14 protein-coding genes and 1 rRNA gene are annotated in these 14354 nt (G+C 28.7%); 10 read left to right on the top strand and 5 right to left on the bottom strand.

Features of this window, described 5'->3' with window-relative positions:
- The 3 genes from rrf to cmk all read left to right on the top strand — a co-directional run bounded on the left by rrf (position 1) and on the right by cmk (position 2206).
- Positions 1-108: ribosomal RNA gene (rrf, locus tag EGM88_RS13525) — 5S ribosomal RNA — on the top strand.
- 371 nt (positions 109-479) lie between these two features.
- On the top strand, positions 480-1511 hold the full coding sequence (gene porQ, locus EGM88_RS13520) for a type IX secretion system protein PorQ (protein WP_123898963.1): 1032 nt from the start codon (positions 480-482) through the stop codon (positions 1509-1511).
- On the top strand, positions 1511-2206 hold the full coding sequence (gene cmk / locus EGM88_RS13515) for a (d)CMP kinase (protein ID WP_123898962.1): 696 nt from the start codon (positions 1511-1513) through the stop codon (positions 2204-2206). Before porQ ends, cmk begins: the two co-directional genes overlap by 1 nt.
- Before the next feature lie 2 nt (positions 2207-2208).
- Here cmk and EGM88_RS13510 read toward each other — a convergent pair whose 3' ends face one another.
- Positions 2209-2838 (bottom strand): 7-carboxy-7-deazaguanine synthase QueE, encoded by a 630-nt coding sequence (locus EGM88_RS13510; protein ID WP_123898961.1) that lies wholly within the window; start codon positions 2836-2838, stop codon positions 2209-2211.
- A gap of 499 nt (positions 2839-3337) precedes the next feature.
- Here EGM88_RS13510 and EGM88_RS13505 point away from each other — a divergent pair, with 499 nt between their 5' ends.
- The 4 genes from EGM88_RS13505 to EGM88_RS13490 all read left to right on the top strand — a co-directional run bounded on the left by EGM88_RS13505 (position 3338) and on the right by EGM88_RS13490 (position 6643).
- Positions 3338-4849 carry a helicase HerA-like domain-containing protein gene (locus EGM88_RS13505; RefSeq protein WP_123898960.1) on the top strand — a complete coding sequence of 504 codons (1512 nt, stop codon included), beginning with the start codon at positions 3338-3340 and terminating at the stop codon, positions 4847-4849.
- A 99-nt stretch (positions 4850-4948) separates the two neighbouring features.
- Positions 4949-5509, top strand: a complete 561-nt coding sequence (locus EGM88_RS13500) for a hypothetical protein (protein WP_238988447.1) — start codon at positions 4949-4951, stop codon at positions 5507-5509.
- A 70-nt stretch (positions 5510-5579) separates the two neighbouring features.
- Positions 5580-6083 (top strand): YkgJ family cysteine cluster protein, encoded by a 504-nt coding sequence (locus EGM88_RS13495; RefSeq protein WP_238988448.1) that lies wholly within the window; start codon positions 5580-5582, stop codon positions 6081-6083.
- Between the two features lie 101 nt (positions 6084-6184).
- Entirely contained in the window at positions 6185-6643 is a 459-nt protein-coding gene (locus EGM88_RS13490; RefSeq protein WP_123898958.1) for a DUF6174 domain-containing protein, read from the top strand.
- 12 nt (positions 6644-6655) lie between these two features.
- On the opposite strand, the gene EGM88_RS13485 is transcribed toward EGM88_RS13490, so the two are convergent.
- Together EGM88_RS13485 and EGM88_RS13480 are read right to left on the bottom strand one after the other, a co-directional pair.
- Positions 6656-7744: a serine hydrolase domain-containing protein gene (locus EGM88_RS13485; protein WP_123898957.1), complete on the bottom strand. Its 1089-nt coding sequence runs from the start codon at positions 7742-7744 to the stop codon at positions 6656-6658.
- A 4-nt stretch (positions 7745-7748) separates the two neighbouring features.
- Positions 7749-9011: an exo-beta-N-acetylmuramidase NamZ family protein gene (locus tag EGM88_RS13480; RefSeq protein ID WP_123898956.1), complete on the bottom strand. Its 1263-nt coding sequence runs from the start codon at positions 9009-9011 to the stop codon at positions 7749-7751.
- A gap of 5 nt (positions 9012-9016) precedes the next feature.
- Here EGM88_RS13480 and EGM88_RS13475 point away from each other — a divergent pair, with 5 nt between their 5' ends.
- The 3 genes from EGM88_RS13475 (at position 9017) to EGM88_RS13465 (ending at position 12977) form a co-directional block, all read left to right on the top strand.
- Positions 9017-10249 carry an ABC transporter permease gene (locus EGM88_RS13475; RefSeq protein ID WP_123898955.1) on the top strand — a complete coding sequence of 411 codons (1233 nt, stop codon included), beginning with the start codon at positions 9017-9019 and terminating at the stop codon, positions 10247-10249.
- A gap of 116 nt (positions 10250-10365) precedes the next feature.
- Entirely contained in the window at positions 10366-11751 is a 1386-nt protein-coding gene (lpdA, locus tag EGM88_RS13470; protein WP_123898954.1) for a dihydrolipoyl dehydrogenase, read from the top strand.
- Positions 11752-11951: 200 nt separating this feature from the next.
- Positions 11952-12977: a DUF3829 domain-containing protein gene (locus tag EGM88_RS13465; RefSeq protein WP_123898953.1), complete on the top strand. Its 1026-nt coding sequence runs from the start codon at positions 11952-11954 to the stop codon at positions 12975-12977.
- Between the two features lie 13 nt (positions 12978-12990).
- Here the strand turns inward: EGM88_RS13465 and EGM88_RS13460 are convergent, their stop codons facing one another.
- Positions 12991-13401 (bottom strand): hypothetical protein, encoded by a 411-nt coding sequence (locus EGM88_RS13460; protein WP_123898952.1) that lies wholly within the window; start codon positions 13399-13401, stop codon positions 12991-12993.
- Positions 13402-13514: 113 nt separating this feature from the next.
- Entirely contained in the window at positions 13515-14174 is a 660-nt protein-coding gene (locus EGM88_RS13455) for a hypothetical protein (protein WP_162497585.1), read from the bottom strand.
- Positions 14175-14354: the final 180 nt, after the last annotated feature.

Raw genomic sequence — 14354 nt, 5'->3', positions numbered from 1 at the left:
AGGTGATTATAACGATAGGGCTCACCTCTTCCCATCCCGAACAGAGAAGTTAAGCCTATCAGTGCAGATGGTACTGCCATATGGTGGGAGAGTATGTCATCGCCTTTCTTTTAAAAGTCCTTGTATTTTCAAGGACTTTTTTTTATAACTATATTTTACAGAGATTTAAAATAATAAAAATTTAGAAGTATGCCTATCATTTTATTTTGATAGGTATTTTATTGAACCTATATTTAATTAAAAAAAATGAAAGCATTAAACTCAAGAAAAGATAAAAATATAACTAGCAATGTTGTAATAACAAATGTTACAAAACGTAAAAATTGGAATAATAAAAGAAGATATTCATTTTAAATTAGGGTATACTATCAATCAAATCCTCATTATTTTTGTAGTGAGGATTTTTTTTGTTTTATATGTAAAATATTTATAAAATAAGTATTTTAAGACTTATATTTCTAGTTTCTTTGTAATATTATATGAAGCAGATTATAATTATACTAACTTTATTTATTAATGCTACTATTTATTCTCAAGTAGGAGGTGAAAATGTTTTTAATTTTTTAAACGTTAATACTTCTGCCCGTCAGGTTGCATTAGGAGGCGAGGTGTTAACATTATATGATGATGTTAATCAACCTTTATGGAATCCTTCTACTATAAATAAAGAAATTGATAATCAAGCTTCGGTAAGTTATGTTGATTATTTGGCGGATATTAATTATGGTTCTGCTACTTTTGCTCATCTTATTAATAGACATTTTGGAACTCTACATGCGGGAATAACTTATGTAAATTATGGTAAATTTATTGGAGCAGATGAAACTGGGCAAGAAACTGGTACTTTTGGAGCACGTGATTTAGTGGTTTCAATAGGGTATGCATATAAAATTCCTAAAAGTTATTTTAATTTAGGTGTGAATTTAAAGTATATAAGTTCTAGCATTGAAAATTATACATCAAGTGGAGTAGCTTTTGATATTGGAATAACTTACTTTAATGATATAAAACCTTATATATTTTCTGCAATTATTAGAAACGTTGGATATCAACTTAGTATGTATGATGAGCAACGAGAATCATTACCTTTAGAAATAGCTATTGGAGCTTCTTATCGATTAGAGAATGTTCCATTACAATGGCACTTAACTATTGGTAATTTGCAGCAATGGAACATTGCAGTAAAAAATCCATCCAATAGTCAAACCAGTATTGATGGAACTACAATTAATGAAGATATTACATTTTTAGATAATGCCTTTAGGCATGTAATAGTAGGAGCTGAATTATTTCCAGAGAAGGTTTTTAATTTGCGTTTGGGATATAATTTCAGACGAGGAAAAGAATTAAAGTTAACTGATAGTAGAACTTTTGCAGGAGTTTCTTTAGGATTTGGACTTCAATTGGGAAGGTTTAAATTTAATTATGCCTTTACTAAATATCATCCTATAAGTAATACTAATACGTTTACTTTAAATATAGATTTAGCCAAGAAAAATTTTAATAAATAATGTCAAAGAAAATAATTATAGCCATTGATGGATTTTCATCAACAGGCAAAAGTACTATAGCTAAGGAATTAGCAAAAAAATTGGAATATGCTTATGTAGATACAGGTGCTATGTATAGGGCCGTAACTTATTATGCAATGGAAAATGGTTTTGTAGGACTGGAATTTTTGAAAGAAGATAAATTGATAGAAAATTTAAAAAATATTAAATTAAATTTCAGATATAATGAAAAATTAAAATTTTCTGAGATTTATTTGAATGGTAAAAATGTGGAAAGAGAAATAAGAACAATGGAAGTTTCTTCTTTGGTTAGTAAAATTTCAGCAATTTCAGCAGTTCGAAAAATGTTGGTTAAACAACAACAAGAGATGGGTAAAGAAAGAGGTATTGTTATGGACGGAAGAGATATTGGAACTGTTGTTTTTCCTGATGCAGAATTAAAATTATTTATGACAGCATCTGCTGAAAAACGTGCAAATAGAAGGTATAAAGAATTGTTAGATAAAGGAAATGATGTATCTTTTGAAGAAGTTTTAAAAAATGTACAAGAAAGAGATTATATTGATTCTACAAGAAAAGACTCGCCTTTAAAAAAAGCTAAAGATGCTGTTGAGTTTGATAACAGTAATATGGGATTAAAAGAGCAATTTGAAAGAGTATTGAGTATTGCTGAGCGATGTATTGCTAAATATTAAATTTAAGGTATATTTAAATATTTATGGGTTTGTAACGAAATTTTCCATTTTGGATTTTTCATGACGTAATTAACAATAAGTGGTGTCATTTTTTTCTCAACACTCCATTCTGGCTGTAAGTACAGTATGCAATTTTTTTGAACTTTACTAGCTTGCTTTTCAGCAAATAGAAAATCATTTTTATTGTAAACGATAACTTTGAGTTCATTTGCATTTTCATAAACCTCGGTTAATGGCAATTTATTTTTTTTAGGAGAAAGACATATCCAGTCCCATTTTCCTGTTAAAGTATAGGCTCCGGAGGTTTCAATATGGGTTTTTAAACCTTCTTTTTGAAGTTTACTTGTTAAATAATCCATATTATACATAAGAGGTTCTCCTCCAGTAACAACAATAGTATCGCTATGCTTTTTTGCATTATCAACGATTAAATCTGTTTTGGTTGCAGGATGTAATTCTGCATTCCAACTTTCTTTCACATCACACCAATGACAACCAACATCACAACCACCTACTCTTATAAAATAGGCTGCTGTTCCAGTATAATATCCTTCACCCTGTATGGTATAAAATTCTTCCATTAACGGGAGCATTTTGCCTTGGTCAATTAATAATTGTGCATTTTTATTCATAGTATATTAGTGTACTGTAGGTGATTTAAATTTTTATTAAGAGAATTATAATGGGTTAAAAGAGTTTTAATAGGACAATGCTCTTAAAAACTTATTTATTATTTATAACGTAGATTTATTACGCTAAAATTTAACAAATTGAATAATAAATTTGTTTTATAAGATACTATTGATTTCTCTTACACTTAAAATTTATAATTGGGGCAAAGATAAATTAAAAAGTGTGAAGACCTAAGCTCAGAACTGAAAAGGTACTAAAAAGATGGTTCTAATTTATTGAGTGTACAAAATCTTAATTATTTACTATTTCTGTAATGTTTTAGAGTATTATTATATTAAAAATTAGTAAATTAATTTATGGCGTTCAATATTGATAATTAAGTGCGACTAAAAATTTTTTATAAATTAATTAAGACTATCAAGTTCTCGGTTTTTTAAAATTAAATCTTTATTTTAATTTTTTAATCTTACTTTTATACCCTCAATTATACAGAAATTTATGAGTACAAAAGACGAATTCTTTAATTATATAAACGAAGGATATAAAACTAAAGGTGAGTTTATTACTTTAGGTTCAGCAATGTTAGGTGAAGAAACGATTACAGAGGCTTTTGTTAATATCCCTCTTAAAACGTTGAATCGTCATGGCTTAATTGCTGGTGCTACTGGGACAGGAAAGACAAAAACCTTGCAAGTTTTAGCAGAGAATCTCTCAGAAAAAGGAATTCCAGTATTGTTAATGGATGTTAAAGGAGATCTAAGTGGTTTAGCAAAAGCTAGTCCTGGTCATATTAAAATTGAAGAACGACATGCTAAAATAGGATTGCCATTTGAAGCTAAAGGGTTTCCTGTTGAAATTTTAACTTTATCTGAACAAGACGGAACGCGTTTAAGAGCTACTGTATCAGAATTTGGACCAGTATTATTGTCTAGAATATTAGATTTATCAGAGACACAAAGTGGAATTGTTGCAATACTCTTCAAATATTGTGATGATAATCATTTGCCTTTATTAGATTTAAATGATTTTAAAAAGGTTTTACAATATGCTACAGGAGAAGGCAAAGAAGACTTGGAGAATGAATATGGAAGAATATCTACGGCATCTACTGGAGCAATTTTACGTAAAATTGTTGAAATAGAACAACAAGGTGGCGAGTTGTTTTTTGGAGAACCCTCTTTTGATGTAGACGATTTAACTAGAATTGATGAAGAAGGTAAAGGGGTGATTTCTGTATTGAGATTAACAGATATACAAGACAAGCCTAAATTGTTTTCGACATTTATGTTGCAATTATTGGCTGAAATTTATGATACTTTTCCTGAACAAGGAGATTCTGATAGGCCTGAACTTATCTTATTTATAGATGAAGCCCATCTCATATTTGACGAGGCATCTAAGGCATTACTCAGTCAAATCGAAAGTATAATTAAATTAATACGCTCTAAAGGTATTGGCATTTATTTTGTAACACAAAATCCTAAAGATGTACCTTCTGATGTATTATCTCAACTAGGATTAAAAATTCAACATGCGTTACGTGCTTTTACAGCAAATGATAGGAAAGCTATTAAATTAACTGCTGAAAATTATCCTGATTCTGAGTATTATGATACAGCAGAAGTATTAACTCAATTAGGAATAGGTGAGGCATTAGTGTCTTGTTTGAATGAAAAAGGAATTCCTACACCATTAGCAAGAACTATGCTAAGAGCTCCGATGAGTAGAATGGATATTTTGACAGAACAAGAATTATCAGAATTAATAAGTAAGTCTAAGTTAGCAAAAAAGTATAATAAACAAATAGATAGAGAGAGTGCTTATGAAATTTTAAATAAAAAAATTGAAAAAGCAGAAGAGTTAGAATCAAAAGAAAAGGAAGAAAAATCAAAATCTAAACGTAAAACAACAACTAGAAAGAGTACAAGAATGAACCCTGTAGTTAAATTATTAACGAGTGCTACCTTTATGAGAGGGGTTTTAGGAATATTAAAAAAAGCTATAAAATAATTGTTGTTTAGGATGTTGATATAGAGATTTATAAATGAATTTAATCTCTAATCAAAAAAATGTTTAAAAATTCAATCGCGTTAACCTAATTTAGAATAAATGAAATCAGCCAATATAAAAAAGATTAGTCTATTAATATTTGTGTCTTTACTTCTTATACAATGTAAAGAAGAAACAAATTACACTCTAGGTAAAGAGCAAGTAGGTAAAATTACAAATACAACGCAGATTCAAGAATTGGAATCTATATTTAAAAACGACTCTTTAGTTGCTCACTTAAGTGAAGATAATGTGGCAGAGTCTTCTTACGACGAGTATTTAGTATATAACAAAGAAGGAGATCACTTATTAACTATTATTCCTAAGGTAGAACAAGACTCATCATCAACCATAGACAATATTCAAATTTTTGATAGAAATTACAAAACAGTTAAAGGGTTAAGTATAAAAAGTAAATTTAGTGATATTGTATCTAATTATACAGTTAACAAAGTGCAATCTACTTTTAGTACAGCTATTTTATTCGTTGATGAATTAAATGCTACTATCACTATAGATAAAAAAGAATTAGGAATTAAAGATTTTGGAACACAGAAAATTGATTTAGATCAGATACCAGATTTAGCCAAAATAAAACGAATTACCATGTGGTTTAAATAGATAATTTGATATTGATTTTATTTCAATTTTTGGATCAAATTAGTTACATAATACTTAAACTATATAAAAAATTAAAACTAGAGCAACATTTGATAATTTAGAAGAATTATCTAACGTAAAAAAGGCAGAAACAAAAAAGTATTTTTCTAAATTAAGAAAAAAAACGCCTAAGAGATTGGATTTAATGATGCAAGATTTGCACGATGAAGAATTTGAAAAATTTGACTGTTTAACTTGTGCAAATTGTTGTAAAACCACTAGTCCAATTTTTACGGATAAAGATATTTTACGAATTTCAAAATACTTTCGAATAAAGGAAATTGATTTTATTTCTACATATTTGCAAAGAGATGAAGATGATTTTATGGTTTTAAAACAGGCTCCTTGCACTTTTTTAGATGAAAGTGATAATACATGCACTATTTATGATATTCGTCCAAAAGCATGTAGAGAATATCCACACACCAATAGAAAAAAATTTATACAACTTACACACCTTACTTTAAAAAATACAGAAATTTGTCCTGCAACGTATAATATTATTGAAAAATTAAAAGAAAAGTTACCTTTATAATTAAAGGAATAGATTGAAATCAAGTTCTTTGGTTGAGAAAATTGTGAATTGCTATTAAGCAACCATATTGTTTGTTTTACATCTACTATAAAAATAGTAAAATGCGTAACTTAAACTTTACTTTAGTATTAGCTTTATCAATTTTATTTATTTCATGTGATGCTGATAATGAGCTAAAATCTGATTTTGAAATGGCAAAGGAGAAATGGCAGAGCTATCAATTTGAGCACTATACGGTACAAGAAAATTTATCGTGTTTTTGTAGTGGACTATTAGAGTGGACGTTAAAAGTAACCAATAATAAAAAAGATACTGTTTATTTCGAGAATTCAAAACTTTATAAAGGTCAAACCTATCAAATGGTTTTGACTGAAGCTAAAACTATTGAAGACGCTTTTGAATTTATAGAAAATTTTGATAAGGATAATGTAGCTAGTTTTAATGTAATTTATGACGAGAAATATGGTTATCCTAAAAGTATTGCTATTGATTACCAAAAAGAGTTGGCTGATGATGAAATTACCTATATTTATAGTAATTTTATACCGTTATCCAAATAGTAGAGAAAGATTTTAATTAAGAAATATTCCTTCTAATTCATTACCAAAATCTTTAATTTTTACATTTGATAGGTTTGTTAGAATAACAATGACTAAATTTTCTTCAGGATACATCAAAAGCAATGTTGTAGCACCAATTCCACCACCTGAGTGCGAATATCTGGGAGTATTATTTTTAGATTTATTTGTGACAAAACCAATTCCGTAGCCCGTGTCTTTACCATCATTTGTTTTTAAAGATGTTACTAATTTTGTTACTGTGCTTTTGTTTATAATAGTTGGATTTATTATTTCATTACCAAAAAGAATTAAATCATTAGAAGTGGATAAAAATCCACCACCGGCTGCTTTAAATTCATTATTTACTTCAGGACCAATTACAATAGTTCCATCGTTTGTTTTTCTATAAAATTCAGTTTTGTTTGGTAAAATAGAATCAGAATATTCTAACAAAGAATTTTTCATTTTCAAAGGCTCAAAAATGGAACTTTTAACAAAGACATCAAATGGTTGTTTTGTTAATTTTTGCACCACTTCGCTTAAGAGATTCCATCCGTAAGTACTGTAACTGTAACCAGTTCCAGGTTCAAATTTTAAAGAATCATTTTTAAAAATTTCTAAACCTTCTGTAATGCTAATTTTTTTATTAAGAATAAATTCGCCCCCAATATAATGTCTAATTCCAGCAATATGTCCAGCCACTTGTTTAACTGTAAAATCGTATTTCTTTTTAGGATATTTAGGCAGGTAAGTATAAATGCTTTCCTCAAAATTGAGCTTACCTTTGTCAACCAATTTTGCCATGGCTAAAGCAGTTATGGATTTGGAAATACTTGCAATTCTAAATAGCGTATTTTCTGCAGATACCGCTCTATTTAATTTTAAATTTGAAACACCAAATCCTTTAGAAAAGAATAATTCACCGTGTCTAGATATGGAAATGGCCATACCCGGAATTTTTTCTTTTAACATAAAACGGAATGCTTTCGCATTAACAGAGTCCACTTCTTTTTGATAATTTGAAGGAGGTGGAGTATCAAGAATTTGACCAGAACAAAAATTATAAATTACAAGGGCGAATACAAGGGAAAGATATTTCATTAAATTAATTATAGATTAAATATTTAGCTCTCACTTTTTTAAAACTTTCAATATCTTTTTGCCATGTTTTTTTTATTTCATCAGAAGACATTCCTTTTGCAATTTGTTCTTGTAATTTCTTTGTACCTGCTAATTTAGGCATAAAGCTATTGAAGAACTTTTCTTTTTCTTTACTTGAATTATAAGCCTCAATTAACCAGTTTAAATTAATGTAATTTAGTTTTTTATAATTCCTTAAATCCTTTCCATAGCATAATTCGTTTTTGAATTTAGGGTTTTTAGCACCTTCATTAGCTGTTGGAGTAAAAGAGAATGGAAACTTATCCTCAGGTAAAAATGGAGCTCCAAATACTTGGAATTGCATTTCTGTACCTCTACCAGCACTAATCTTAGTACCTTCAAAAAAACAAAGGCTTGCATAAAGATTTATTGCTTGAGCGTTAGGAAGATTAGGTGATGGTTTAATGGGTAAATCATAAGGAGTTTGATGAGTGTAATTTTTTAAAGGCATAACGGTTAATTTGCATTGTATACCATTATGGAGCCATTTTTCTCCATTAATCATTTTGGCATATTCACCTATAGTCATACCATAAATAATAGGTACGGGATGCATTCCTACAAAACTTTTAAATTCTTCTTCTCTGATAGGTCCATCTATATAATGTCCATTAGGGTTAGGTCTATCAATAACAATTACAGGAATATCGGCTTCGGCACAAGCTTCCATCACATAGTGCAAAGTAGAAATATAGGTGTAAAATCTAGCACCAACATCTTGTATGTCAAAAATAATGATATCTAAATCTTTTAATTGTTCAGGGCTAGGCTTTTTATTTTTACCATATAAAGAGATTGTTGGCAATCCTGTTATTGGATCTTTACCATCTTCAACTTTTTCACCTGCATCTGCTTTTCCTCTAAATCCATGTTCTGGAGCAAATACTTTTTTTACATTAATTTTAAGTGAAATTAAGGTGTCTACTAGGTGTGTATATCCGTTATTCTTATTATGTACAATACTTGTATGATTGCCAACAATACCTACATTTTTTTCTTTAATTAAGTTGATGTAATTATCTGGTGTTGATGTTTTTACATTGTTATTGTGAAATTTAGATGACAAGCTGTCAGGTGTAGAATTTTGGATGTTTTCAGCATATTTATTGTCATTTTTATCGGTTGATTTATTTTTACAAGAAATCAATGCAAAAACGAAAATAAAAACCCAAAAGAAATGCGTATTTTTGAAATTGAAATTTATCATAAGATTTGAATTACGAGTTATTTTTAGCTAAACGGATTATTACTGGTAAACAGTATAAAAGTAGTATTTCTTCATCAATTATAAAAATTGCCATAACAGCAATTGCAATGGGAATTATTATTATGTTAATTTCTATTGCAACAACTGTTGGTCTCCAAAAAAAAATAAAAGAAAAAATTTCTGGGTTTAACGGCCATATTCTTATAGCCAATTACGAAGATAATAATTCGCAAATTACAGTAAGTCCTATTTCTTTACATCAAGATTTTTACCCAAAATTTGAAAATGTGTCTGGGGTGAAAAATGTTCAAACTTTTGCTACAAAAGCAGGAGTTATTCGAACAGCAACTGATTTTGAAGGTGTAATTTATAAGGGAGTTAATTCAGATTATGATTGGTCTTTTTTTAAAACATATCTAATTGAAGGTAATCTATTAACGATTACTGATAAGATGTCTGACGGAGTACTGATTTCAAAACATACTGCAGACCGATTAAAACTTAAGCTAAATGATAAGTTTAATCTGTTTTTTATGAAGGATGATGGTTCTGCACCAAATTTAAGAGTGTTAAGAATTGTAGGTATTTATAATTCTGGTTATAAAGAATTTGATGAAAATTATGTAATTGGAGACTTAAAACAAGTACAACGTTTAAATAAATGGAGTGAAAATCAAATTGGAGGTTTTGAAGTAATATTAAATAATTTTAATGATTTAGAAGAAAAAGGATTAGAAATTTATCATCAGGTGGGTTCCACTTTAAATGCTCAAACTATTTCGGAAAAGTATGCTCCAATTTTTGAATGGTTAGATTTATTAAATACTAACATCGTAGTAATTATTGTAATTATGATATTAATTGCAGGTATTAATATGATAACCGCTTTACTTGTTTTAATTTTAGAGCGTACACAAATGATTGGTATTTTAAAATCTTTAGGTAGTTCAAATTGGAGTATTCGAAAGGTGTTTTTGTATAATGCAGCTTATTTAATAGCAAAGGGCTTATTTTGGGGTAATATTATAGGTATTGGTTTATTATTGACGCAAAAGTATTTTGGGTTTGTTAAATTGAATCCAGAAAATTATTATGTCAGTGAAGCCCCTGTTTATCTTAGTTTTACTAATATTCTAATTCTCAACTTTGGCACGCTAGTATTGTGTTTGTTAATGCTTTTAGTACCATCGTATATAGTTAGTAAAATTAGTCCAGTAAAAGCGATAAAATTTGATTAAATTTGTGCTTTGGTTTTAAAAATTAGTAAATGCAGATTTGTTTTTTAAACTTGAGCCTTTAGTAATTAATAAGAACAAAATTGAAGTTAAAATAAAGAATAATTAATATAGAAAGTATGAAATACGACATTATTATCATAGGAAGTGGACCAGGCGGGTATGTAACTGCCATTAGAGCATCTCAATTGGGATTTAAAGTAGCTGTTGTTGAAAGAGAAAATTTAGGAGGAATTTGTTTGAATTGGGGATGTATTCCAACTAAAGCTCTATTAAAAAGTGCTCAAGTTTATGACTATCTTAAGCACGTTGATGCTTATGGACTAAAAGCAAAAGAAATAGATAAAGATTTTTCTGCTGTTATTAAGCGTAGTAGAAACGTAGCTGATGGAATGAGCAAAGGTGTTCAGTTCTTAATGAAAAAGAATAAAATTGATGTCATTGAAGGGTTTGGTAAAGTAAAAGCAGGAAAAAAAGTTGATGTAACAAATAATGATAAAACAACGGAATATTCAGCTGATCATATTATTATTGCAACAGGAGCACGTTCTCGTGAATTACCATTTTTACCGATAGATGGTAAAAAAGTAATTGGTTATAGAGAAGCAATGACTTTACCTGAACAACCTAAAAAGATGATAGTTGTAGGGTCAGGAGCAATTGGAGTTGAGTTTGCTCATTTCTATCATACTATGGGAACAGAGGTTACCATAGTTGAGTATATGCCTAATTTAGTACCTTTAGAAGACGAAGACGTTTCAAAACAATTTGCACGTTCTTTTAAAAAATCGGGCATTAACGTTATGCTAGAATCTAGTGTTACTAAGGTAGATACTTCTGGAGATGGAGTAAAAGCCACAGTAAAAACCAAAAAAGGAGAAGAAGTTTTAGAGGCTGATGTTATTTTGTCGGCAGTTGGTATTAAAAGCAATATTGAAAATATAGGTCTTGAAGATGTTGGAATTGCTACTGATAAAGATAAAATTATTGTGAATGATTTTTATCAAACTAACTTGCCAGGTTATTATGCTATTGGAGATATAGTTCATGGACCAGCATTAGCACACGTAGCTTCAGCAGAAGGAATTACTTGTGTTGAGAAAATAGCAGGATTAAATCCTGAGGCTATTGATTATGGAAATATTCCTGGATGTACCTATGCATCACCTGAAATTGCAAGTGTTGGAATGACAGAAGCAGAAGCTAAAGAAGCAGGTTACGAGTTAAAAATTGGTAAATTCCCATTCTCTGCATCTGGTAAAGCTAAAGCATCTGGGAATTCAGATGGATTTGTAAAAGTAATTTTTGATGCTAAATATGGCGAATGGTTAGGTTGTCATATGATTGGAGCTGGTGTAACTGATATGATTGCAGAAGCTGTGTTAGGAAGAAAGCTGGAAACCACAGGGCATGAAGTGTTGAAAACAATACATCCACACCCAACTATGAGTGAGGCGGTTATGGAAGCTGTTGCTGATGCTTATGATGAAGTTATTCATCTGTAATTAATTTTAAAAATTAAATATTTCGTTTTTATTGAGCTTAATATTTTAGTTTAAAAATAGATTAAAAAACCCAAAGCATTTGCTTTGGGTTTTTCTATTTTACCAATTTCCTTATTTTAAAAACCCTTAATAAAGGGGTAACATCTAATAATTAGACCTTTAGTTTTGTAATTGAAATAGTTAACCACAAAGATTTAATTATGAGACTAAAAAAAATTATTATACCATCATTTTGTTTATTGATGATTATAGCTTGTAATAAGAGTAATGATAAAGAGCTAGATGATCAAGCAAATAAAATTACACTGCAGAAACCTACAGAACATGTTCAAAAATTAATAAAAATTGCTTCAATAGATAAAAGTTTTAATAGTTATTCAGTTAGGGCGTTTGAAGTATATAATGACTATATTAATTTGTTTGGTAGTAATGCAAATAATATGGAACTTGATAAGATTGTTAATTTTTCTCAAATTGATGATTTTCAACTCTATTCTTTAAAACACTTAGACAGTGCCATTGCATTACCGGTCTTAAAAGAGTTAAATCCATTAATAAGATCTTATAAAATAAATGCAAGAGCCTTTGCGGTAACAATTAATAGCTGTAATTCTTATTATAGTAAAAAGGAATATAGAAATGATAAATTTAATCAAGCTGCCGTTTTGCATAAGCTAACAATTAATATCTACTCAAAATTTAAAAAATCAGATAGTATTTTAAGGGTTAAAAGTAAAAAAATAACTCAAAAAATAGAGAATGAATATGTAAATACCTTAAAAGAGGAAGGATTAGAAGTTGAATATTTAATGTTAGTAGGCACCAAAGATATAGATTATTTGAAAGAATTACTTGCCTCTAATAGTTATAATGATTTAAATGTTGAAAAACTAACTTATTTACAAGATAAAATTAGCACTACCTATAATAAGTTAACGGAGTTGAAAAACTCTGATAAGAATCAATTCAATCAATATTGTAACTTATACTATTCAAATTTAGAGCATTTGAATCAATCAATTAATGAACTTATACAACGTAAAAAGGATAAACGTAAATTTACTAAAGATGAAATAAAAAAGTTAAAACACAATAAAACTTCTGCTCGTTTAGTGGTTGGATCAATACAATCGGTACTCTTTTTATCGGAAAGAGTGTTAGAATCTTGTAAAGATATTAAGCTAAAACGAGGTTATTTAAATTCTGAAATTGCAACTAAATATTAATATACTAGAGCAATTACAGTGTGCTAAAACCTACTAATTGATGTTTATAATTTCCTTTTTCGTTAGATTTTTCATTTTGTTTAGACTTAGATAGTAAATCAGCAAATCTTGTTTTTATATCAGGAAATTCTAACATAAGATCTCTAAAGCTAGTAGATCTAGATTTTTTAATAAAATCATAAATTAACTTTACAAATGTTTTTATAGCTGATTTGCTGATAATAAGTATGTTGCCAAACTTTACACTGAAAGTAGTAAATTGTTTATATAGGTTAACAGCTGCAGTTTTAAATCCGTACTTTTTTATATGTATGTAAGCTAATCTTAAGTGAGCTTCATGAGTAACAAGTACTGGAGGTAAGGTACAGTTTTCAAATTGTTCTTCTAGTTGTTGGTCTGTTAATAGTTGATGCTTTTCGGTCATGACCTAGGGATATTTATTTAATACTAAATTAAAAATAGTTGGTTAATCTATTTTATAACAGTTAATGTAATATTATTCTATTCTAAACTAATTTATACAAACTCATTAGTTTTTTATTGTTTTACAACTCCTAATGTAGCTATCTGCCCCATTCTTATATTCCATTCTTTTTCAGAAAGCAAGTATCCATTTTCATCAAATACTCTAATTTCGGCAGTATTTGGGCCTGAAAATCCTTCATTAAGAGCTTCAATATCAATACGGTTGTATCCTTTTCTTAAATCTATATTAATAATATAATACAACCCTTTTAAGCTTACATTAGATTTTAATAATTTCTCATTTAAGTATACTCTAATTCGATCACCGTCAACCAGACTATGGTCTCTTACTTCTATTCTTACAGTTTTTGATGTGCTATGTAATGTACCCAAGCTAAAATCACTAGAAAGTTGTACGTTACTCATATCTTTGCCATTAAAATATTTCTTTTTTAAGATGTCAGAATCGTCTTCATCATTGCCAGAACCACCCATAAAATTAGAAACTTTTCGCTTTGAAGTTTCAGGAAGATTGAAATATTTATCAACATTTGATTTAAAACCAAGCAAATATGGCTTTTTTTCAACATTAAAAATAGATTCTTGTTTAGACATATCTAATAAAGAGATGTCTAATGTTTTAAGCTCTTTTTGCCCATCATTAATTGATAATGACTTTACTTGAGGAATAGAATCTAACTGAGCGAACAATTGAGTTCCAAATCCTAACATTAGAAGCATGTAAAAAAATGTCTTTTTTAAAAAAGTTAAATACATTACTATCGTTTATCAGTATTTTAATGTCTAAAATGTAACTTTTGATTATCAAAAATAGATAAAATAACTAAATGATTTTGTTAAAAAATAATTAATACTGTCACTTGTTACTGCTTTTGTGTTTGTAGATAGGTT

It is taken from the genome of Aureibaculum marinum, assembly GCF_003813905.1.
Classification (GTDB): domain Bacteria; phylum Bacteroidota; class Bacteroidia; order Flavobacteriales; family Flavobacteriaceae; genus Aureibaculum; species Aureibaculum marinum.
Note: the sequence above shows the minus strand (reverse complement) of the source record. Positions and strands in the feature narration are given on the sequence as shown.